The sequence below is a fragment of the Leuconostoc pseudomesenteroides KCTC 3652 genome (assembly GCF_014634745.1).
GTDB classification, from domain to species: Bacteria; Bacillota; Bacilli; order Lactobacillales; family Lactobacillaceae; genus Leuconostoc; species Leuconostoc pseudomesenteroides.
In genome coordinates this window covers 209,162-232,776 of the sequence record NZ_BMBP01000001.1, presented here as the reverse complement: position 1 = coordinate 232,776, position 23,615 = coordinate 209,162, and the positions used below count along the sequence as shown (strand labels likewise).

Annotated in this window: 18 protein-coding genes, 1 tRNA gene, 1 other RNA gene and 1 other annotated feature; of the genes, 16 read left to right on the top strand and 4 right to left on the bottom strand. The window is 38.6% G+C overall.

All coding sequences use genetic code 11. From position 1 onward, the window contains the following. Positions 1-2: 2 nt before the first annotated feature. The 5 genes from guaA (at position 3) to IEU65_RS01100 (ending at position 3,888) form a co-directional block, all read left to right on the top strand. A complete protein-coding gene (gene guaA, locus IEU65_RS01120; protein ID WP_147651297.1) occupies positions 3-1,547 on the top strand; it encodes a glutamine-hydrolyzing GMP synthase in 1,545 nt (514 codons plus the stop codon). 143 nt (positions 1,548-1,690) lie between these two features. After that, positions 1,691-2,188: a YcxB family protein gene (locus IEU65_RS01115; RefSeq protein WP_010279098.1), complete on the top strand. Its 498-nt coding sequence runs from the start codon at positions 1,691-1,693 to the stop codon at positions 2,186-2,188. A 294-nt stretch (positions 2,189-2,482) separates the two neighbouring features. Next, on the top strand, positions 2,483-2,641 hold the full coding sequence (locus IEU65_RS01110) for a hypothetical protein (RefSeq protein WP_010279106.1): 159 nt from the start codon (positions 2,483-2,485) through the stop codon (positions 2,639-2,641). A gap of 107 nt (positions 2,642-2,748) precedes the next feature. Further along, the gene (locus tag IEU65_RS01105) at positions 2,749-3,321 is read left to right on the top strand and encodes a DUF8453 domain-containing protein (RefSeq protein WP_010279109.1); all 573 of its coding nucleotides are present in this window, start codon (positions 2,749-2,751) and stop codon (positions 3,319-3,321) included. A gap of 246 nt (positions 3,322-3,567) precedes the next feature. Continuing rightward, positions 3,568-3,888: a DMT family transporter gene (locus IEU65_RS01100; protein ID WP_010279114.1), complete on the top strand. Its 321-nt coding sequence runs from the start codon at positions 3,568-3,570 to the stop codon at positions 3,886-3,888. Between the two features lie 10 nt (positions 3,889-3,898). Here IEU65_RS01100 and IEU65_RS01095 read toward each other — a convergent pair whose 3' ends face one another. After that, entirely contained in the window at positions 3,899-4,876 is a 978-nt protein-coding gene (locus IEU65_RS01095) for an FUSC family protein (protein ID WP_010279118.1), read from the bottom strand. A 235-nt stretch (positions 4,877-5,111) separates the two neighbouring features. On the opposite strand from IEU65_RS01095, the gene recU reads away from it, so the two are divergent. The 6 genes from recU (at position 5,112) to IEU65_RS01065 (ending at position 11,079) form a co-directional block, all read left to right on the top strand. Next, the gene (gene recU, locus IEU65_RS01090) at positions 5,112-5,726 is read left to right on the top strand and encodes a Holliday junction resolvase RecU (RefSeq protein ID WP_010279121.1); all 615 of its coding nucleotides are present in this window, start codon (positions 5,112-5,114) and stop codon (positions 5,724-5,726) included. A 24-nt stretch (positions 5,727-5,750) separates the two neighbouring features. Next, positions 5,751-7,937, top strand: a complete 2,187-nt coding sequence (locus IEU65_RS01085; protein ID WP_010279123.1) for a transglycosylase domain-containing protein — start codon at positions 5,751-5,753, stop codon at positions 7,935-7,937. Between the two features lie 65 nt (positions 7,938-8,002). Beyond that, positions 8,003-8,572 carry an SLOG family protein gene (locus IEU65_RS01080; RefSeq protein ID WP_010279128.1) on the top strand — a complete coding sequence of 190 codons (570 nt, stop codon included), beginning with the start codon at positions 8,003-8,005 and terminating at the stop codon, positions 8,570-8,572. Between the two features lie 76 nt (positions 8,573-8,648). Beyond that, positions 8,649-9,053, top strand: coding sequence for a DivIVA domain-containing protein (locus IEU65_RS01075; protein ID WP_010279131.1), 405 nt, complete (start codon positions 8,649-8,651; stop codon positions 9,051-9,053). A gap of 20 nt (positions 9,054-9,073) precedes the next feature. Beyond that, an RNA gene (rnpB, locus tag IEU65_RS01070) (RNase P RNA component class B) lies at positions 9,074-9,446 on the top strand. A gap of 157 nt (positions 9,447-9,603) precedes the next feature. Beyond that, positions 9,604-11,079: an ABC transporter substrate-binding protein/permease gene (locus IEU65_RS01065; protein WP_147651298.1), complete on the top strand. Its 1,476-nt coding sequence runs from the start codon at positions 9,604-9,606 to the stop codon at positions 11,077-11,079. Positions 11,080-11,193: 114 nt separating this feature from the next. On the opposite strand, the gene IEU65_RS01060 is transcribed toward IEU65_RS01065, so the two are convergent. Both IEU65_RS01060 and IEU65_RS01055 read right to left on the bottom strand, forming a co-directional pair. After that, positions 11,194-12,429, bottom strand: coding sequence for an MFS transporter (locus tag IEU65_RS01060; protein ID WP_147651300.1), 1,236 nt, complete (start codon positions 12,427-12,429; stop codon positions 11,194-11,196). A gap of 179 nt (positions 12,430-12,608) precedes the next feature. Next, positions 12,609-13,640 carry a lactonase family protein gene (locus IEU65_RS01055; protein ID WP_010279140.1) on the bottom strand — a complete coding sequence of 344 codons (1,032 nt, stop codon included), beginning with the start codon at positions 13,638-13,640 and terminating at the stop codon, positions 12,609-12,611. 184 nt (positions 13,641-13,824) lie between these two features. On the opposite strand from IEU65_RS01055, the gene IEU65_RS01050 reads away from it, so the two are divergent. From IEU65_RS01050 to IEU65_RS01035, 4 genes are all read left to right on the top strand, one after another. Continuing rightward, positions 13,825-14,982, top strand: coding sequence for an AI-2E family transporter (locus tag IEU65_RS01050; protein ID WP_010279143.1), 1,158 nt, complete (start codon positions 13,825-13,827; stop codon positions 14,980-14,982). Continuing rightward, a complete protein-coding gene (locus IEU65_RS01045) occupies positions 14,979-15,491 on the top strand; it encodes a tRNA (cytidine(34)-2'-O)-methyltransferase (protein WP_010279146.1) in 513 nt (170 codons plus the stop codon). The genes IEU65_RS01050 and IEU65_RS01045 overlap by 4 nt, the downstream gene beginning before the upstream one ends. Before the next feature lie 70 nt (positions 15,492-15,561). Next, positions 15,562-15,633 (top strand) — tRNA-Glu (locus tag IEU65_RS01040). Between the two features lie 158 nt (positions 15,634-15,791). Further along, a complete protein-coding gene (locus IEU65_RS01035) occupies positions 15,792-18,167 on the top strand; it encodes an FtsK/SpoIIIE family DNA translocase (RefSeq protein ID WP_010279150.1) in 2,376 nt (791 codons plus the stop codon). A gap of 263 nt (positions 18,168-18,430) precedes the next feature. Here IEU65_RS01035 and IEU65_RS01030 read toward each other — a convergent pair whose 3' ends face one another. After that, the gene (locus IEU65_RS01030; RefSeq protein ID WP_010279158.1) at positions 18,431-21,136 is read right to left on the bottom strand and encodes an SEC10/PgrA surface exclusion domain-containing protein; all 2,706 of its coding nucleotides are present in this window, start codon (positions 21,134-21,136) and stop codon (positions 18,431-18,433) included. 149 nt (positions 21,137-21,285) lie between these two features. Further along, positions 21,286-21,493 (top strand) — a binding site (T-box leader). An 88-nt stretch (positions 21,494-21,581) separates the two neighbouring features. Between IEU65_RS01030 and thrS the strand changes: the two genes are divergently transcribed. After that, a complete protein-coding gene (gene thrS / locus IEU65_RS01025; RefSeq protein ID WP_010279162.1) occupies positions 21,582-23,543 on the top strand; it encodes a threonine--tRNA ligase in 1,962 nt (653 codons plus the stop codon). The last annotated feature ends 72 nt before the right edge of the window (positions 23,544-23,615 follow it).

The following is a 23,615-nucleotide window of genomic DNA, read 5'->3' as shown; positions in this document are numbered from 1 at the left end:
TCATGGCTGACGCACTAGATAAAGTTTTAGTTCTTGACTATGGTAGTCAATATAATCAACTCATTACTCGTCGAATTAGAGAGATGGGGGTTTTTTCTGAATTAAAATCACGAAAAATGACGGCTTCAGAAATTCGAGAATACAATCCAAAGGCAATTATTCTTTCTGGCGGTCCTAAATCTGTTTACGAAGAAAATGCTTTTACAATTGATAATGAAATATTTGAGTTAGGTGTTCCAGTTTTGGGTGTTTGTTATGGCATGCAGTTAATGGCACAAAACCTAGGTGGAAAAGTTGAAGCCAATCCGGGAAACGGTGAATTTGGTCAAACCACATTAAATCACACTGAACATGCTGGTCGACTGTTGGCGAACACACCAGCTTCACAGACTGTTCTGATGAGTCATTCTGATAATGTGACAGCATTGCCAGCAGGATTTGAAGTAATTGGTGGTTCGGAAAAAACGCCGATCGCAGCTATTGCTGATGAGAAACGGCGTCTCTACGGTGTCCAATTCCATGCCGAGACAACATTGTCGGAGAACGGGAAGCAAATCTTGCAGAACTTTGTTAAAGATATTGCTGGTGCGACGCCAAATTGGGACATGAGTGGCTTTATTGATGATCAAATTGCCAAAATTCGTGAAATTGTTGGTGATAATAAAGTGCTACTTGGTTTGTCAGGTGGTGTTGACTCTTCCGTCGTTGGTGTTTTATTACATCGCGCAATCGGGGATCAGTTAACTTCTATTTTTGTAGATCATGGTCTGTTGCGTAAAAACGAAGCAGAACAAGTCATGTCCATGCTTGGTGGTAAATTTGGTCTGAATATTATCAAAGTTGATGCACAAACGCGTTTCTTAGACAAGTTGGCTGGTGTAACTGATCCTGAGAGAAAACGTAAAATTATTGGTAATGAGTTTATTCAAGTTTTCAATGATGAAGCAAAAAAACTTGATGGGATTGAATTTCTAGCACAAGGCACACTATATACAGATGTCATTGAGTCAGGCACAGATACTGCACAAACGATTAAGTCTCACCATAACGTTGGCGGGTTACCTGAAGACCTGCAATTCAAGTTGATTGAACCTCTTAATACGTTGTTCAAAGATGAGGTGCGCGAACTTGGTGAAAAGTTGAATATGCCTCATGAGATGGTTTGGCGTCAACCTTTCCCAGGACCAGGACTGGGTATCCGTATTCTTGGCGACATTACTGAAGATAAATTAGAAATTGTGCGTGATTCAGATTGGATCTTGCGTGATGAAATTGCTAAAGCTGGACTTGAAGGTGATATTTGGCAATACTTCACCGTACTCACTGGTGTTCGTTCAGTTGGTGTGATGGGAGATTATCGTACGTATGATTATACAATTGCCATTCGCGCAATCACATCGGTTGATGGTATGACGGCTGACTTTGCTCATATTCCGTGGGAATTACTTCAAAAAATCTCAGCACGAATCGTTAATGAAGTAGGGCATATTAACCGTGTCGTGTATGACATTACCGCTAAGCCACCAGCAACTGTTGAGTGGGAGTAATCTTTAATAACTGGATGATTGAGTTGTCAAGTAATCCTTTATAATTAAACAAGCAAGTATTACTTGATAGTTGCACCTAAATGGGTGCTTTTTTATTGGAGAAGATTATGTGCTACAATTAAAAAAAATATTGGGAGCTGTTCATGGAATATCATACACATTTAACACCAAAAAGTTATAAAAAAGCGGCTACGCAAAACGCAGATATAAATAATTTACGAGCAAAAGTTACTTATTTCTATATGGGCTTAATGTTTATCTTGTTCGCATGTCTTAGCGCCAATGTTTTATACGGTGCACATACTTTTGGTTTTTTAGATGGTTGGGCAGTTTTTCTTACAATAAGCTTTGTTTTAGCTGTGATATTTGGGGGTCTGCTGGGATATTTAAAATTTGCACTCTCGCTTCGTTCTGCGATTAAAGTTGGCGAAGCAAATGGCGCGTTTGATGAAAGCTTAATCACTTTAAATGATGATGGCATAAGCAAAAATATAAGTGATGGAAGCAGTGCCAATTTTGCAAAATCGCGTATTACAGATGTATATGAAACAAATGAATTTTTCATTGTGAAATTGGGAAAATACAGCATGATGATTTTTGAAAAAGACAATATGTTGACTGATAGCATATATAGACCATAAAATATTAGTTAAAAATATTTGAGGCCGCCTTGACAGCAAAATTAACAGTATAAAAGTGGCTTATGATAGGATTGAGTATTTGACAAAAGTAAAAACAGCAATCAAAAAGTTAATGAAAAGTAGGTAAGCAGTATGAGTGAAACAGCATCTCATGGGTCATTATTATTAGGCGGGATCATTATTTTAGGTGTTTTGATTATTGTAGGCGGAATTTTGTATCATTTTTTGAAAAAATAATTTCTAATCCAAGCCACTGCTCTCTAGGAGTATATTTATGGCTATTGGAGGTTGGAGATGAGACGAAAACGTATAATTGCTATCTATACAGGGATAATAGCAGCCGTAGCTTTATTGGCAACAGATCATTTAGGTCTTGATTTGGGTAAGTCAATGTTCATTGTCGTTGTTTCTGTGATTGCTGGCAGTGTATTAATGGAAAAGTTTATTAAATGATTGATTAAGCGCATAAGCGCTTTTTATTTTGTACCTTCAAAGTGTTATATATTAACAAGTGAATGGTTGTTTAAGTAGTGCAATTGCTGTTATTGGAGGTCGGAGAGATGTTTAAAAATTTTAATACAGAAAACTGGTTATCATTTTTGTCAATTGGAGTACCAGTCATAGTATCTGCGATTGGATTTATTATAAGCCTTGTGTTAAGTCACTTTGCTGATAGAAATAAGAGTAGACCAGTAATATTAATTTCATTAAAAAAATATCATAAAAACGGTTTTTATAACACTGATTTAATTATCAAAAACTATGGACAGACAATCGGAACTATTATATCTGTTGAAATTAATCCTTTATACAAACCAGTGGAAGGTAATGATGAATTTGAACCAAACGGGTTTACAAATTTCAAAAACTTTCCTTTAGCTCCGGGGCAGGCAATAACTACGATGATAGCTTCGGGAACGTCAGCTAAACTCATTGAAACGCACAATAGAAATTTTACTATAAAGTACAAACCAGATTTTTTCAAAATACGGCCTTACACCGAAAAATATAGTATAGATGAAATAAATTATCCTACTAGATACGGTGATGGTAATTTTACCTTAGAAAAACGTGTAGAAGAGCTGACTAATAACTTAGAAAAAGACCTAGAATTGCTAAAGCAAGGTTGCTGAGAAATGCTATGTTACTTCTTATTTCAGCGCTGTTGTATCCGATGACAGTTGTGATGAATAAACATTGCAACAGTCATATTTTAATAAAATTACTTTGATGATATCATAATTTGGCTAACCTATTGTCATGTGATAAAATTAGAGTCATTGTGATTCCCATAAAGGGAAATGTCAACAAAGCTGTGTCACCTAGCGGACAAATTTTGTCCAGTAAGGCGCTACAACTTTTTTATTTGGAGGTCTGACATGTCGTGGATTTTTTTATTAATGGCTGGTTTATCTGAAATACTTTGGTCAACTGCAATGAAGCTGAGCGATGGCTTTTCAAAAGTTAGTTGGGCAATCGTAACGGTAGTTGGATTGATTGCAAGTATGCTGTTCTTGCTCCAAGCAGTCAAACATTTGTCGTTTAGCTTGGCTTATCCTATCTGGACAGGTATTGGTGCAGTTGGTTCGGTAATCATCGGTGTATCATTGTTTCATGATAAATTTTCTGGTGCCACTTGGTTTTTTGTGATTCTATTGATTGTGGCTATTATTGGCATTAAAATGACGGCCGGTGAATAGTTAGACGATACTAAAGTGACTTAATTTGGCGCATGATAATATCAAAAACAACAACACCGACAATGCCAATACTGGTACCAATTAAAATAGCGATTAATCGCGTGATGATTAAATTGGTTCCTAATTCAGGTCGAACCAGTTTGAAAAGAATAAGTGCAATTGGTGTTGTAAAAAAATTACCAACCAAGTAACTTTTTGGCATCGTAAAACAAATTATTCCCATCAATATGACTGCAAGGATCATCAATAAGAATGTTTCGTGGATGGTAGTATAGATTAACAATGCAAAGATACAACCAACAACACCAGCAATCACGTAGTGATATTGGCGATGTCTAGCAGTGGGTATATTCTCTGCTTGTAAAATGGTGATAGCAGATACTAACAACCAATAATAGTTATTGAGATGACTATGAATACCAATAAAATAAGCTAACATAGCAAAAAGAGAATAGTTAATAGCACGCATAAATTCAATTCTCTGATTAAATTTTACGTTTGTTAAACGAACTGTGATTGCATATTTGTCATAACACCAATTTTCGATTAGTGCGAAAATAGTTGCAATGCCTATCCCAAAAATAATGTATAAAGTGAATAAAAGTCTTGTTATGATTGATATTTGACCCAGACTGGATAACATACCGTTAATCATCAAGATAAAAAATGCTTGTGGCCCGAGCATTTGTTCTTTAGTCAGTATATATTGTGAACTAAAGGCTAATATTCCAATCCACAATACGGTAGCCATTGATCCAGCTAATAACGCGCTGATAGGCAAAGCTAGAACAGAAATAGCGTCTACTATCAGCAGCTGTGACATTGTTTTTTGCTGATTAGCAGGTACGTAATACATAAGTATCAATGCACCAAAGCAACTCATCACGCCTAACCATAGATTATGAAATAGCCCACTAATTAATAAGGGGATGGCCATTGTACTCATGCTAAAAAAAGTGTGAATGACATGTCTATTAATTTTCTTCATACTTAAATTACCTCGAAAAACTCAAATTTTTCCAGCCTAACATAAAAAAGTTAGTATTGTCAATCTTTACATGTTAGCGAGTTGATTAACAAAGTAAGATAGTAACTTCAGTTGAAAATAATCATGCGTTGCTTTTTGCGGCCATTCATGATTTCAAAGGTGATACAATTGTGGTTTAGTCATTTTTTTATGGTAAAATAAAAGATATATATTTAAAAAAGTGATGAGAGCAGTGATGACCATTAAATATCCAGCAGGCACACGCCAGAACAACTCTGTTCAAAATACAATACGAACGGGCAAAACAACAAAAAAAGCCTTGACTTTCGGTAAGCGTGGAATGGGATTGGAAGATGAAATTAATGAAGCCAACGATTATTACTTGGCCAATCGTCTTGCTGTTGTCCACAAAAAGCCGACACCCATTACAATTGTAAAAGTTGACTACCCAGCAAGAGCTGCAGCTAAAATTACGGAAGCATACTTCAAGCAGGCTTCGACGACAGATTATAATGGTGTTTATCAGGGACGTTATATTGATTTTGATGCCAAGGAAACTAAAAATAAAACATCATTTCCTTTGAAAAATTTTCATCCACATCAAATCACACATTTAGCAAACATTTTATCTCAAGGTGGTATTGGTTTTGTAATTATCAAATTTACGACCTTAAATGAGGGATATGTTTACCCCGCAAGTTCATTGATCAAGCAATGGCAAGATTTAAAGGGTAAACAATCAATTTCATATCGTGACATTGTGGCACAAGGGTACCTCATTCCAGAAAGCTTAAATCCAAGTTTGGATTATCTAAAAGCTGTTGATCTAATGCTTGAATCGTTAAAATAAATATGTAGGAGTTTTCCCAGTATTATGGCAAATGATAATTCAAATCAATGGTCGCGTGTTAATCGCAACCAAAATATGTATGATAATCAGCCAGGTCAAGAACCACCAAGGCCCAGACCCAAAGGCAAGGGTAGCGGACCAAAAAAACCTCGTAAGCCAAGAAAAAAACGACGATGGCTACTTGCCATTTTCCTTTGGCTATTAACACTGGGAATTATTGGAAGTTTGGCCGGTGCTGCGTTATTTTTCACTTACGCCACTGATGCACCTAATATTACTGAATCGGATTTAGCTTCTGAGAATTCAACACAATTATTAGACAGTCAAGGGAATGTGTTTTGGACTATGGCTACGCAGGAGCGTGATTATGCGAATGCGAACGAAATTCCTAAAACGTTGAAGCAGGCGGTTGTTTCAATTGAAGATCGACGTTTTTATAAGCACAATGGTGTGGACCCAATTCGTATTATGGGTGCCGCATTAGCTAACATTAAAGGGTCTTCTCTGGGGATGCAGGGGGGATCAACATTAACTCAGCAATTAGTTAAGTTATCTGTCTTCAGTACATCATCAGCCGACCAAACATTAAAACGTAAAGCTCAAGAAGCGTGGCTTGCGCTTCGAGTCGAAAAGAATTTTACTAAAAACGAAATTCTGACTTTCTACGTCAATAAAGTTTATATGGGCCATGGTATTTACGGCATGAAAACGGCTGCTGAATATTTTTATAGCAAGCCGTTAACAGAACTGTCGTTACCGCAGTTAGCATTACTGGCGGGAATGCCACAATCGCCAACTTATTATGATCCTTACTTAAAAAATAATTCTGCTGCCAAAGAACGACGGGATACTGTTATTGAAGCAATGGTTAAATATGGTGCTATTACTGAAAAGCAAGCCAAAGCAGCCATTGCTACTCCTGTTAATGATGGCTTACAAGATTTAACAACGAAAGCAGAAAATGCAGACCAAAATCGCAAGGTGGTTGATGCTTATGCTAAATCAGTCATTTCTGAAGCTCAGAAACTTGGATATGATACTTCTAAATCCGGTCTGAAGATATATACAAGTATGGATTCTAGTTTGCAACAATCTTTGTACGATAATGCGAACGATGGATCAGTTGCTTTTTCTAGTGCTAACTTGCAGATTAGTGCAACGATGACCAATCCTAATAATGGACGTGTTGTGGCACAAATTGGCGGTCGTAATGTCACGACAACATTTGGCTTAAACCGTGCGACACAATCGTCACGTTCATCAGGATCATCTATCAAACCGCTGCTTGACTACGGACCAGCGATTGAGTATTTGAATTGGCCGACGTATCGAACAGTTGTTGATAAAAAATATAAGTATGTCGGTACCGATAAAGATGTTTATGATTGGGATAAAAAGTATATGGGCAATATCACTATGCGTACAGCCCTGACCCAATCTCGTAATATTCCTGCTGCTCGGACACTTGAAGAAGTTGGTGGCGCTAATGCTGAAAAGTTTGTTAATGGCTTAGGCATTACAACAGACGGAACGCCTGGTGGTTCGGATGCCATTGGTATTCCGGTAACATCAGAACAAGAAGCAGCTGCTTTTGGCGCTGTTGCCAACGGTGGTACTTATTACAAACCAACTTATATTACCAAAGTAGTGACGGCTGATGGCACTACACATAACTACACAACGACTGGAACACGCGCGATGAAAACGAGCACTGCTTTCATGTTGACAGATATGTTAAAGGGTGTTATTAAACCTAATGCTACAGCTGCTGATGCTGCAATTACTGGCCTACATCAAGCTGGTAAATCTGGTTTAGTTGGGTATGATGAAGATGATAATATGCCTGATCGTGCTATTTCTGACGCCTGGTTCACTGGTTACACACGATCGTATGCGCTTTCTGTTTGGACCGGCTTTGATTATCCAAAGCAAAACTACATTCCATGGACAGAACAAGATTTGCCAGCACAATACTATGCCAAAGTAATGGCTTATGCTATGCAAAACAAGGACAACACAGATTGGACCGTGCCTGATACAGTTAAACAAACTGTCAAGGGAAATATCGTTGAATATGAAGTTAAAAATGCTTCTTGGAGTAATGGCGGTCTGCCGAGTGTAACTTCTATTGCTCAGTCGGGGGAAACACCGGCTGAAGCGGGTATTTCGGCGAACTCTGCATCAACTGGGTCTACAACAGGAAACAATTAATCAGAATTTGATCGAACAATCTGACCGCAAATGGTTTTGATTGTTCTTTATATTTGGAGGAGAAAATGCGGCTATGGGTAACCGGATATCGTAGTTATGAGCTTGGTACTTTTGGTGATCAAGATCCAAAAATTAAGGTAATTAAATTTGCCTTAAAGCAGGTATTAAAGGCGCAATTAGATGAAGGGTTAGAGTGGGTTATTACTGGTGGTCAGTTGGGAATTGAACAGTGGGTAGTGTCAGTCGTTCAAGAGTTAAAAAATGATTATCCAGATTTAAAAGTTGCTATGATGTTTCCTTTCAAAAATTTTGGAAATCAATGGCAGTCATCTAATCAAGAAAAGTTGCGAGACTTAATCACACAGAGTGACTTTGCAGAGAGTGTCTCTACACAAGAGTATCAAGGTGCGAGTCAGCTTAGATCTTATCAACAATTCATGCTGTCACACACCGATGGCGCTTTATTAGTTTACGATGCAGACTACCCAGGGAAAACACAATTTGATAGTCAAATTATTCAGGTATATCAACAAAAAACGCCTTATCCATTGACCCAAATTGACATGTTAGCATTACAAGATTATGCGACGGATTACGAGGAGCAACGTATAGAAAATATAATATTTGATGAATAATTGTTCATTTTTCTTGTAATTCTGAGAATTTATTGGTAATATAAATTAAGTTAAAAAATTAAACGAGGTGTTTCTTGTGGAACAAGTAAAATACACGCAAAAAGATATTTTAGAACGTGTTTTTAAACAAAAGCGCATGGGCGTTGGATATGATCCCGCCGATGTTGACAGCTTTTTAGATGATATCATCAAAGACTACGGTGCCTTTGGTGGACGTGTTGAACAACTTCAAGGTGAAGTCGCACGTTTGCAGACAGCGCTAAAAGATGCGCAGGATCAATTAGTTCTTGTCAAACAACAGAGCGTTCGAGCTGCAAATGTTACGCCTGCGCCTGTTGTTGAGACAGTAGCACCTGTTGTTACACCTGAAGTAAAACCGGTTGCACCTTCAGCTAATACTGTGACTAATCTTGATTTGATTAAACGTGTTGCTAACTTGGAACGAGCTGTTTTTGGCCGTGACCATTCTGAAAATGCGTAAGATATAATTCGCACTATATAAGTATCGGGTAATTGCGCGTCATATTTCTGGCGTGAGGAAGGTCCATGCTCGCACACTCTGAGATGGGTGTAGTGTTTGTGCCGGGATAAAGAATAAACCCGGGGACAGCAATGTTACGGCGATCGAAAAGGCTAAGGTTTCTAGCTATGTCTGAATAGATACGAAGGTGCCATAGAAACGTATATGTCAGTGAAAATTGACATTTGAGACGAGGTAAACCCCACAAGCGGGCAACCCAAACTTTTGGTAGGGGCGGCTAATCTAGTGAAACGAAACGATGATTGGTATGGTTTGAGCAATTGAACTTAGATAGATGATTACCGAAGGTGATATGTACCTGCATATCACTGGAACAAAACATGGCCTACAGATACTTATATCAGGTGAGCTCGCTTCGGCGAGTTTTTTTAATGAATAAAAAATAATAATATGCAGTTATTATTTGTATAAACAGAAAATATTATTGCATAAAAATTCATTATCGCGTAAACTGTTATTATTGTGATACAACACAAGGAGAGATTCGGATATGCAGAAAATAATTAAAAAAATAATGATTGTAACAATGCTTTCAATTATGTTAATGCCATTTGCAGGCATTTTAGGTCAAAGCAAGGTCAGCGCGGCAACCACTGATCCTGCTTTGACTAAAATTAAGAAGAAAGGCACATTAGTCATTGGTTTGTCAGCTGATTATGCCCCTTTTGAATTTCATGCGACCGTTAATGGTCGCGATCAAATTGTTGGTTTTGAAGTTGACATGGCTAAGCAAATAGCCGAGGACTTAGGCGTTAAGCCAGTTATTAAAGAAATGGGATTTGATGGTCTGATAGGTGCCCTACAAACCGGTAAAATCGACGTTATCATTTCAGGTATCAATGCAACACCGGAACGTGAACAAGTTGTTGACTTTTCGGAAGCGTATTTGAAACCATTACAAACGATAATGGTTCTCAAAAAGGATGCTAGCAAGTATTCGAGTAACTTGTCATCCTTTGCTGGTAAAAAAATTGGTGCTCAAAAACAAACAACTCAAGAAACTTATGTTCAAGATAACATGAGTAGCTCAACATTAGTTAGCCTGCAAAAAGTGCCTGATTTGGTTGCACAGTTATCGACTGGCAAAATAGCTGGAATTGTCTTGAATGAACCAATTTCTAAAGCATATACACAACAAAATAAAACTTTCAAAATTATTTATCCAAAGCCTGCTTCAGGTGAAGGGGCAGTTTCAGTGGCGATGCCCAAAAACTCACCAGTCTTGAAGTCAAAAATTAATGCTTCAATCACTAATATTGTAAAATCTGGAAAATTGGCGGCATATCAGAAAAAAGCCAATAAGTTAATGTTTGCTGATCAGTCTTTCTGGGCGAAGTACGGTAACTTATTTATTAAAGGCACATTGCTAACACTAGCGTTAGCTGCTATTGCTGTTGTGATTGGTGTTATATTAGGTACGGTATTTGCATTATTTAAGTTGTCACCTAATTTTATCCTAAAAGCAATTGGTAATATATATGTCGAATATGTCCGTGGCACGCCATTGCTTGTTCAGGCGTTTATGGTATTTTTCGGTACACAAGTGATTGGCTTTAACTTATCTGCTTTCGCGGCCGGTGCTTTAGCAATGGGATTAAATTCTGCCGCCTATGTGGCAGAAATCATCCGTTCCGGTATTAACTCCGTTGATAATGGTCAAAACGAAGCGGCTCGTTCATTAGGATTATCTAAAGGCAAGGCAATGCGCTATATTATTTTGCCACAAGCTGTTAAAAACATTTTGCCGGCTTTGGGTAATGAATTTGTGACAGTCATTAAGGAAGGATCTGTTGTATCCGTCATTGGTGTTGGTGAGTTGATGTTCCAAACGGGTGTTGTCCAAGGTGCATCTTTTAAGCCATTTTTCCCATTGGTGATTACATCATTAATCTACTTTGTCTTAACATTTGGTATTAGTCGTGCGTTGGGTTATGCTGAAAATCGTATGAACAAGACATCTCGTTAATATTATGAGCTATTAAAAAAGACTTGATTTTTGAAGTGAACCCAATAACTTTCCGAACAGATTTTTTATTCTGTCCAAGTTATTGGGTTCACTTCATTTTATAATCAGGTCTTTTTAGATTGCTTTTGCTTTTAATTTTGGAATGGTGAGCATGACACTGAGGCTAATCAGATACAAGACAGATAGAAATCCCATGACGATGACCAATGAATAGCGATCCATTAGAAAACCGATGAGAACACTTGAGAATCCGCCCACTGCACGACCAAAATTCATGATGGTATTATTGGCAGTGGCGCGAATTTCCGTGGGGTATAAATGGCCCATAATTGCACCATAGCCACCATACATACCATTTGCAAAGAAACCAACTAACATTTGTGCTAGAAGTAATTCTACTTTGTTTGATGCCATTGTTAACACAAAAACTGCGAGTGCTGAAGCAATTAGAAATATAGTATAAGCGCGTCTTGCGCCAAATTTATCCATAATGGCGCCAAAGGTTAACATGCCAAGGCTCATACCAATTATTGTGGCGATCATCCATAGGGACGAACTTGAAGCACTTAGTCCAATTCGCTTTTGCATGATGGAAGGCAACCAATTCATAAGTCCAAAGTAGCCAGCAATTTGAACCATGACCATAATCATTAAAGCGATTGTTTGCCATGCTTGTGCTGGTGTTGCAAATAGTGCCGCAATTGAACCAGGACGATACTCAGTGCTGGTTTGTTTAGCTTTCATATCGGTGAATACTTTACTTTCCGATAGGTGTCGGCGAATAAAAAAAATCAAGATGACTGGGACTAAACCAAAAACATAAAGCGCGTGCCAACCAAACATTGGCAAAATTACGGCTGCCAAAATAGCTGCTAATATGGCGCCAGCTTGACCACCAATAGCTGAAAGAGAAGTCACTTTGGCAATGGCTCTTTTGGGAAAACTTTCGGCAATAATAGCCATTCCAGAACCATATTCGCCGCCGGCACCTATCCCAGCCAAAAAACGCAAGACATAGACCCAATAGACATTCTTGGCAAAAAACATTAACGCAGTTGCGATTGCAAAAATCCAGATAGTGTATGTAAAGACTTTTACTCGGCCATACTTGTCAGCTAATATGCCGAAAAAGAGACCGCCAATCAGCATACCTAAGTTTGTGATTGATGATATCAGGCCAGCTGCTGCGCCTGAGATATGCAAATCAACAATCATGGATGATAGTGTAAAAGATAAAAACATTACATCCATGTTTTCCAACCCGAAACCTGCTGCAGTCGAAGCAATTACCTTTTTTTGGTAACCACTAAAGTGATGCGCGTTGAGCGGGGACATACCAGTTTGTTGCATATTAATTCTCCTTGAAATGATTACTCACAGGTAATCTTTATTTGCTGGTTAGAATTATCGACGTCTTGTGATAGTTCAAACGATTTGATTATACGCTTAATTTTTTGTCAGTGCAACCGGGCAATATAAAAACAACCACTTGGGTGTGTACCCTCGAAGTGGTTGTTTTGTAGTTGAATTTAATATTCAAAAGTCACGCGGACGCCCTCAGGAATAGCGAAGTCTTTTTGCAAAAGTGACAGTTCGCCAGACTCGCTGTCACGACCGTATAATGATACGTTATCTGTATCTTGGTTAGCAACAACTAAGAATTGTTCGTCTTTGTCCCAATTCATATCACGTGGAAATTCCCCCTCAGTGCTAATAAGTTGGGTGCGCTCAATTTCTGCGCCAAGATTTGAAACTTTGAACACGGCAACTGAATTATGCCCACGGTTTGAGGCATAGATGTAGTGTCCGTCCTTGCTCAAACGAAGAGCTGCTGATCCGTTATGTTCTGTCCAGTCTGTTGGTATTGTAGAGGCAGTTTGAACGTGTTCAAAAGAGCCATCTTCAGAATTATACTTCAGCACGCTCAGCAAACTTGACAATTCTCCAAGTAAGTAGGCGTATTGACCATCTGGTGAGAAGCGAATATGTCTTGGACCAAAACCAGCTTCAGTTTTGAAGCGTGACGCTTCAGTCAGTTTGCCATCATCAGAAACATCAAAAGTAATGACTTCGTCAGCACCAAGATCCACAGCAACTAACCGATTATCTGGTGTTAAATTGCTGAAGTGAATGTGTGATGAACCTTGTTCTGGGCGCGGACCGGAACCTTCATTTTGCCATTGATCAGTTAATGTCAAATTACCATCAGCATTAATATGATAAACTTCCACAGTACCGCGGTGATAGTAGCCAGCGTACACTAATTGGCGTGCTTCATCAACGCCAATATAGGCTGGAGCAGATCCTTCACTGAGTTGTGAATCAATTTCAGCCAGCGGACGTACAGAGTTATCAAAGGTGACAACACCACCTTGACCATCACGATTTTCAACCGCGTAAACCTTATTTGCCTTTGAAACTGCAAGGTAGGTTGGGTTAGTGAGTTCACCAACAAGTGTCGGATTTTGTAAAAGCTTTTTCTCAGTATCAAGTTCCGCTTCATACAATCCCTTTGAGATTCTTTTTGTGTAGGTGCCAAACAAAATTTTATAAATTGCCATGATAGGACTCCTTTAAAATGTCTAAATTTATTATACTCGAATGTAAGCCTTTTCACAAATTTCTTTGTCGACATGGCTGATAATAAGCCAGAAAAGCATGATGAGACATCACGGTTCTGGCTGGCAACACGATTGTTATTTCTATGGTAGAATAATAATAAACGTGATGAATCGGGGAATATTTATGTTAAAAGACCAAGAACAACAGTCATGGTATAGGCGATGGTTTTCTGGCAACAACTTACTCAATGGACTCATTGTCATACTACTAATTTTGTTGATTATTTTTCTGGCTTGGCAGGTTCGATTTGTTTTTGAACCAATGCGAGCTTTATTTACGGCAGTAGGTGCCCCAATCATCATTGCAGGGGTTTTATATTATTTGCTAAGCCCATTGGTAAATTTGTTGGAAAAGCATGTTCATTTACCTAGAAAGTTGTCAATTGGCATTGTATTGATTGCACTTTTAGCAGTTATTGCTGGCGTGATTGTTGCTGTTTACATGGTATTGCGCACGCAAGTTGTATCATTTATTGATAATTGGCCACAATATTGGCGCACGAGTGAACGTTTTATTAATGATACATTTGCTTCTGATCAATTTAAATATATTCGTGATTACCTAAATCATACGAATGCTGATATCAACCAAAATGTGATTGACTGGAGTAAAAAGTATTTGACAAGCGGTGTCGCTGGTATTAGTTCGTTTGCGTCGACATTGACTTCAATTGGTGTCACTATGGTGTCTACGCCATTTATTCTTTATTATATGTTACTTGATGGGCATAAATTTTCGGCCGTTGTGGCTGATAAATTTCCACAAAAAGCACAAATATCAGTTTATCATTTATTGAGAGAAGTAAGCTCGCAAGTGGCACAATACATTCGTGGACAACTTGGTGTTGCTTTAGCGGTTATCATTATGTTCTCGATTGGTTACACCGTCATCGGATTGCCGTATGGTATATTATTGGCTTTAATGGCTGGCTTCTTTAATATGATCCCGTATGTGGGATCTATTCTTGCCCAAGTACCGGTATTTACAGTAGCGTTAATTGCTGGTGGGCCAAAATTGTTGATTTTGGCGATAATCGTTTTGGTAATCGAACAGCCAATAGAGGGGCATGTTATTGCACCAAAAATTCTAGGTGAAGCGTTATCTATTCATCCTGTCACAGTTATCGTCGTATTGCTAAGTGGCGGTCATATCTTTGGTGTACTAGGTGTTGTGCTAGGCGTTCCAGCATACGCTGTTGTTAAAGTTCTTGTCACGCACATTTACGAGTGGTGGCGACATAATTCAGAATTGTTTAAAGTGGAAGGAACCGTTGAAAAATGACTAATCATGTTGTTTTATTTGAACCCTTAATGCCTGCTAATACAGGTAACATTGCGCGTACAACTGCTGGTACGGACGCTGTTTTACATTTAATTGAGCCTCTAGGTTTTGATTTAGATGACAAACATGTTAAGCGGGCTGGTCTCGATTATTGGGACCACGTGCAATTGGTAAGGCATCCAAGCTTGCCGGATTTTTTGGAAACGTTGGCATCTACGGATCATTTGTATCTGGTTTCTAAATTTGCGAACCAAGATTATACAGAGCCTGATTATACAAAGACAGATGGGGATAATTACTTCCTATTTGGTAAAGAAACGACTGGTTTACCAGAAGTATTTATGCGTCAAAATCCAGAAAAGGCCATTCGGATTCCACAAGATGACACCCATATACGATCATTGAATTTATCAAATACTGTTGCCATTGTGATTTATGAGGCGCTACGCCAACAGTCGTTTCCCAATCTTGATACTGTTCATACCTACGAACAAGATAAACTGAAATAGGGGGTTGACGTCACTAAAAAAACTTGTTATGATTATATAGTTGTTTCAACAGCGAAATAACAAAGACCATGGCTCGTTGGTCAAGTGGCGAAGACGCTGCCCTTTCACGGCGGAATCGAGAGTTCGATTCTCTCACGAGCTACTAAAAGTCGCAACTTCGGTTGCGGCTTTTTGTGTTTCATTGTTGAAATTTTCCGACCCCGTTTACAGTTAAGCAATTCTTAAGAATTCGAGATGAACACGCGTTCGTATTTTAAACATGATAAAATAGAGCGTTAGTAATATATTGAGGTAATAGTTTTGGCGACCAGAAAAACAACCAGAAAACGACGAACTACGAGTTCACGTGCAAAAAAACAGCAACACCCACTTGCTAGAAATTTGACGTTATTAATTAGCGCTATTCTAGGTGTTTTGGGTACTTTTAAGCTGGGCTTGATTGGTATTTTTGTAGCAAATATTTTCCGCTTTTTCTTTGGTAACATTTACCTAGCAATTATTGTCCCCTTAACAATCGGTGTACTATATTATATGCTCATGCGGAAGTTGCCGAAAGTTGCTGGGCATTTTTGGATAGGAGCCAGCATGGCATTTGTTGCCATTGAAGTTATTTCCTCTTTACTGTTCTTCACCTATACGCTGCAAGATGGTACCGGATATGTAAATGAAGTCATTCGCATTATTAAACAAGATTTTGTTAACCAATCAGCTAACACCCCAGTTGGTGGTGGCGTGATTGGTGCTGTAGTGTACCATGTTTTGTTCATGTTAATGTCAAATGTTGGTACTTGGATTGTCACAACTCTGTTATTATTCGCTGGTGTGATTATCTTTTTCCGAATTCCAGCACGTGATATTGCTGAAAAAAGTGTTGAAAAAGCGCAAGAGGGTGTGGCCTATATTCAGGAACAAAGGGCTAACGCGCCAAAACGCGAGCCACTATTTAAAAGAAATACCCGTAAAAAAGATATTACCGATTATGGTGACAATCCTTTGGGTGTTGATCATTCAACTACGTCAGAAGTAGCTAATCAGGCTGACAATATAAATGAAGATGTCTCTCAACCTCAAACGCATGAATTTATTGAACCAGAAATCAAGTGGAATGGACCAGTGCCGACTGATGATGACAAACCATCAGATGAATTGCCTCAATCCGATCCAAAAGGGTCACAGGGCGACGAAGAGGTTTCACTAGCGACCGATACACCAGAAGCAAATAATCCAGACTATCAGCTGCCGTCAGCAGACTTGTTAACACAGGTACCTCCGGCGGATCAAACAAAAGAATTTAAAAGTTTGACTGAGAAGTCACGCCTAGTTCATGACACATTACAAAGTTTTGGTGTGGAAGCTGAAGTGACAAGTGTGTCGTTGGGGCCAACTGTTACGCAGTATGAATTAAAACCCGGACAAGGGGTTAAAGTGAATCGTATAGCCAATTTAGCAGATGATTTGGCGTTAGCACTAGCAGCTAAATCAATACGTATAGAGGCACCAATTCCAGGGAAACCATATGTTGGTATTGAAGTACCAAATGATACACAGGCAACTGTTGGGTTCCGAGATATGATTGAACATGCACCGTTTGATGATAATCCATTAAATGTGCCACTTGGGAGAGATGTTACTGGTAATATTATTATGGCCGATTTATCAGCCATGCCACATTTATTAATTGCCGGTTCAACAGGATCTGGTAAATCTGTGGGTCTCAACGGCATTATCATTTCAATTCTACTTCGTGCTAAGCCAAATGAAGTTAAATTGATGATGGTTGATCCGAAGGTAGTTGAATTATCGATTTATAATGGCATTCCACATTTGCTGACACCAGTTGTTTCTGAACCAAGAAAAGCTGCCAAATCATTGCAAAAAGTAGTTGACGAAATGGAAAATCGTTATAAATTGCTGGCACAGTTTGGCAAACGTAATATTGGTGAATATAACGCTGCAGTTGATAAACAAAATGCTGATGCCGTTGAAACAGGTGAGCCGATTATGCAAAAAATGCCATATATCGTCGCAATTGTCGATGAGTTTGCAGATTTAATGAGCACGGTTGGTAGTGAAATTGAGGTTTCGATTGCCCGATTAGGTGCCAAAGCCAGAGCAGCTGGCATTCATATGATTTTGGCTACTCAGCGTCCAGATGTTAAAGTAGTCAATGGTACTATCAAAAGTAACATTCCTGGTAGAATTGCTTTCAGAACGGCTTCAGGCATTGATTCACGTACGATTTTGGATAGTAACGGTGCAGAAAAGTTGTTAGGCAGAGGGGACATGATTTTTGCGCCACCTGGCAAGCCCACACAGCGTGTGCAAGGTGCTTTCATTAGTAACGCTGATGTTACTAGTGTGGTAGAATTTGTTAAAGCACAGCAAGAGGTTCAATATTCTGAAGCTATGACAGTGACAGACGAAGAAGTTGCTCAAGATAGTAGTGATATGTCGGATGGTAATAGTGAGGATGAATTGTTCCAAGACGCATTACAATTTGTGATTGAACAACAAAAGGCATCGACTTCGTTATTACAACGACGATTTAGGATTGGCTATAATCGAGCTGCACGCCTAATTGATGACTTAGAAGCAAGTGGCTATATCGGCCCAGCTGATGGTTCAAGACCGCGACATGTCAATGTTTCGGATGGCAGTTCTGGTATCGAACAGTAAAGAAAAATTGACTTAAAATAAGAGGAGATTAGTATAATGGCATTATCAAAAGAACAAATAGCAGCCTTACAAAACGTGTATGACAATGGTATTCTTGATCACGACGACGTTGCCCATGATGCTTTGAAGCAGGTGTTGGTCGATTTGAAAAAATAAATGCTTAAAGTCTTGATTGCGTGATAAAAAGTACTGACTGTCAGTGAGAAGATGACAGTCAGTACTTTTTTAGTATGCAACGTATATGATTCGAATAATCAAAATGGTCATTGTTGATCATTTTTGACTAAATGCTTAGCTTGGTATCGTTTGCTTAACCCAAAGATCGTCATTATTCCTAATAAGATGTTAAGTAACAATGACAAAATATGCTCTGATACAGCAGTTTTCGGTAAAATGTTAACATTGTGTCGATTATCACTTGAAATATTTTTATGAATAGCGGCACTTGTCATAATATTGTTTGTAGCAATATTCAACTTGTAAGGAGTTGTTGCTTTATTTGTTTGTGGCATAGTTGACAAAGATAATGTGAGTTGATTAGATTTTTTACCTATTGGGTGAGTGTTGAGACTTTCTTTTTCTTGCTTGTACTGCAATTTAGTATTCTTATATTTAATCTGTGCTTCATATTGATTTTGAGAGGCTGTTTTTAGAGCTGTGACGGCCTTATTGTAGTCGGATTCTGCTTGTTCAACCTTTTTTTGTGCCATAGTCAATGCCTTGTCAACCCCTGTTAAAACAGATAACTGATTTCGTAAATCTGTTAATTGATTGAGATCGTCATTTAAATGACTGGCATCGGTTGCCAATTTTCTTTGTGCCATTGTAAGCGTGTTTTGTTGATTTTCTAAATTTTGCGTTGCCGTTGGCAGCACCGCACTTAATTCGACCAATTTATTTTTAAGATCACTAAGATGCGACTGCTTGACTAGAATAATTTCGTTAAGATTATCTACCGTGTCCTGTGCTTGCTTTTGAAGTTGCTGATTAGCTGCTAAAGTGGCACGGTCTGTGTCAAGTTTTTCTTGCGCTTGATCCAATTCATTTTGGTATTGCGTTAGCTTGTTTTTGGCGACTGTTAATTTTTCTTGCTGTGCAAGGTAGTCGTTTTTTGCTGTGACTAAATTTTTTGCTACCTTGGCCAAATCGACGGTTGCTTGTGATAATTTTGATTGGTCAGCTGTGAGCTTTTTGTTGGCTGTTGCTAAATCAATAGTAACCTTATTAAGAGTGGTAGTCGCTGTGGTTACGGCTGACTGCAACATGCCATCCAATGAATCGGCAATACCTGCCGATTCATTGGAAATAGTTAAAGCGGAGGAACTGTTGATTTGGCTGCCATCTTCATAGAAATTGAAGGCGATATTATAACCACCGGCTGCATTAACTAGTTTTGGAGAAATAATTGATAATGACATATAAGTAGACAAGGAATAGCCATCCTGTGGATTATAACCATTTAAGAAATTCTTAAGATGACCCCAATCAGATGGCGCGTCATTCCAAAGCATTGCAATAATAATGTTTGCAAGATTTGCTTTAGCAACCAGCATTGTATCATCGCCAACTGCCATTTCGCCATTTTCAACTTTGACATATTGATCGTATATGCCAGCATTTTGTCCAGAGCCGCGTTGACCAATGATGTCATCAATATCTTTATCAGCATCGATGTGTGCATAGGTTGTATTTGTTTTTGCGCGATCTAATGCCATTGCCTGACCAGCCTTTAGAGTTAAGCTATTCATGTTGAGTGAGGGCAAACCAACCTCATTTCTCACTGAATTAATTAATTTTAGTGCATAGGCAGTTAATTCTTGCGTTTGTTGTGAATCTAAGACGCCATTTTGATCAAATTGTAATTTTGGAGATGAATCTTTGCTGCTATCGACCATGTAAAAACGGTCAACGAATCCTGAACCATCAAGAGGTACATTATAGGCAATGGATTCTCCGTCGCTCAAATACATAGTGACAGCAGTTGAACGATGTTGATTCAATTTTTCTTGATAAGGAATCGGCATAATTACTTGAGTTGGTAATTGTGATTCATCTGTTAGCATACCTTCGTTGGCGTTATCTGATTGTTTAACTGCTGCGTTACGATCAAATTCCTCGTGAGCAGATAATTTTTGTTGTGCTTCGGTCAAATTGTGTTTAGCTAATTCAAGTGATGAATTCAGCTGGTTAACGACATTTTGATCATTGACGACTTTATCACTAATTAACTTAGTGTTGGCATTACTTGAGTCCTCTAAATCTTGAGTATGATCCAAAATTGTTTTAGCAGCGTTAACATTATTTGTAGCTTCTTTGACAATGTTGGTTTGGTTTGAAATGTTGTTTTGGATTGTCGTGACATTATTTTCGACTTCAGCGACTCTTGTTTTACTGTTAGACACGGCTTGTGTTGCTTGGTTTAAGTCTTCGGCCACTGATTTGACATTTAAATGATCAACTTCATTTTGAGCATCATTTACCAGTTTCTGTTGTAATTCAATCTGTGTTTGCTTAGCAGAAACATTATTTTGAGCATCATTTACATCTTTTTGGGATTGTTGAACTGCCATTTCATCACTTTGGACAGTTTGTTTATCACGAGGAATGACGGTGTTGGACATATTATCAACGGCTGTTGAAGTTGTGGTAATGGTTTCAGATGTCGCTTGCTTTTTTTGCTGCTGAACGGCTGTTAACTGTTGTTTAGCGGTTTCTAGGTTCGCTTTGGATTGATTGACAGCCTGTTGCGATTCGTTTTTATCTTGCGTTGTTTGCTGAACTGCAATTTTCGCCTTTTGAATGTCACCTTCAGACGTTGCGGTTTTCTGATTCCCAACAGTTTGTTGTTGCGTAACAGCATCAGCATTAACGCTATTTTCAGGTTCCAAACATAATGTTGTGCTGATTGCTGCGGCAGTAACGCCAGCAATTAGCCAATTTTTTCCTGATTTGTACATTTTTTTTTGCATAATATTTCCCTCCAATATTCACATCATTAATTTTAGTTGTTATTGTGACTGAGAAATTAATGTTATTTTCTGCTTTTTGAAATAAAATGTTATAATGCATAATTTGCAAATTAAATTGCAAAAATTCTAAAAAAGTGCTAAGATTATTTTTAGAAACTTTGATGAGGACAACTTGATTGCTGTGCGTTTAAAGAGAGTTCATGTTTGGTGGAAATGAACAACGTAGGTTTGATAGACTACCTTTGAGTGATGATGAGTAGAATAGCGAAATTCATTCGGGTGACGCCGTTAGCTGTCATTTAAGTTGCATCTTAATGGTGCAGAACTTGGGTGGTACCACGGTAAAGCGTCCCTTTGAGTCTTTTGGCTCAGAGGGACGCTTTTTTCAAGCACTTAACAGGGTTTCAAAACGTAATTTGATATTTAATATGAAGAGGGAAAGTATATGACAGAAATTCAATTAACATTTCCAGATGGCGCTGTAAAATCTTTTGCAGCAGGTACAAAACCAATTGAGGTTGCAGCTGGCATTTCAAAGTCTCTGGCCAAAAAAGCGGTTTCCGCTAAGTTGAATGGTCAATATGTTGGCATGAATGATGCACTTGAAAATGATGGTGAATTCGCATTAATTACGACAAGCGATGATGAAGCGTTGGAACTTTTACGTCATTCAGCATCTCATTTGTTGGCGCAAGCCTTGAAACGCATTCCTAAGTTTGCCAATATGCACTTTGGTGTTGGACCATTTATTGATAATGGCTTTTATTATGACACTGATAACGGTTCAGGTAATCAAGTCTCAATTGACGATTTTGCAGAAATTGAAGCCATGATGCACAAGATTGTTGCAGAAGATTTGCCAATTGTATCACGCGAAATTTCACGTGACGAAGCGTTGACATTATTTAAAAATGATCCATACAAGATTGAACTCATTAATGATTTGCCAGCCGATGAGAAAATCACAATTGCTGTTCAAGGCGATCATGTTGAATTAGACAAAGGTGGACTTGTGCCATCAACAGGTTGGGTAAAACATTTCAAATTAACTTCAGTTGCTGGAGCCTACTGGCGTGGTAAATCATCTAATCCAATGATGCAACGTATTTATGGTATTGCTGAATGGAAACAAGCGGACGTCGATGCTGAGGTTAAACGCCGTGAAGAAGCTAAAGAACGTGATCATCGTACCATTGGCCGTGATCTAGACTTGTTCTTTACTAGTCAAGAAGTTGGATCTGGGTTGCCAGTGTGGTTACCAAATGGTGCAACTATTCGTCGACAAGTTGAACGTTATATTATCGACAAAGAATTAGCAAATGGCTACCAACATGTTTATACACCAGTGTTGTCGAACCTGAATTTGTATAAAACGTCGGGGCATTGGGATCACTACCGTGAAGATATGTTCCCACCAATGGATATGGGTGATGGCGAATTCCTAGAGTTGCGTCCAATGAATTGTCCTTCACATATTATGGTCTTCAAACATAAGCCACGATCATATCGAGAATTGCCCATGCGCATTGCAGAGCTTGGTATGATGCATCGTTATGAAAAATCAGGAGCTTTGACAGGATTGTCACGTGTTCGTGAAATGACTTTAAACGATGGGCATACATTTGTTGAACCCGAAAAGCTTGAAGAAGAATTTAAATCAATTTTGACAATGATGATGGAAGTTTATCGTGACTTTGACATCACTGACTATCGTTTCCGCTTGTCATATCGTGATCCTAAAAATACAGAAAAGTATTTCGATGATGATGACATGTGGGAAAAGTCTCAAGCACAATTGAAACGCGCAATGGATGATCTTAACCTTGATTACTTTGAAGCAGAAGGTGAAGCTGCCTTTTACGGTCCCAAGTTAGATGTCCAAACTAAGACAGCATTGGGTGGTGAGGAAACAATGTCAACCATTCAACTTGATTTTCTGTTACCAGAACGTTTCAACTTGACTTATATTGGTGCTGATGGACAAGATAACCATCGTCCGGTTATGTTACACCGTGGTATTGTGGGCACAATGGAGCGCTTTACAGCTTACTTGATTGAAATGTATAAGGGCGCTTTCCCAACATGGTTAGCACCACTACAAGTGCAAATCATTCCCGTGAATGTTGATGCGCATGGCGAGTATTCTCGAGATATTCAACAAAAGTTGCAAGCGGCTGGATTGCGTGCACATGTTGAAACTAAAGATGCCAAGATGGGTTATTTAATCCGAGAAGCACAAACAAACAAGATTCCATATACTTTGGTTCTAGGTGATTCTGAGGTTGATGGTCAAACTGTCACAGTCCGTAAATATGGAGAAGACAAGACACAAACCATGTCATTTGAAGATTTCCAAAACATCATATTGACTGATGTTTCACACTATTCGCGTGAAGTAAACGATTAACGATTGAAAAGTTCAATTATGGCGTTGTTATAAAAGCACCCTACGAATTTCGCAGGGTGCTTTGCAGTAAAA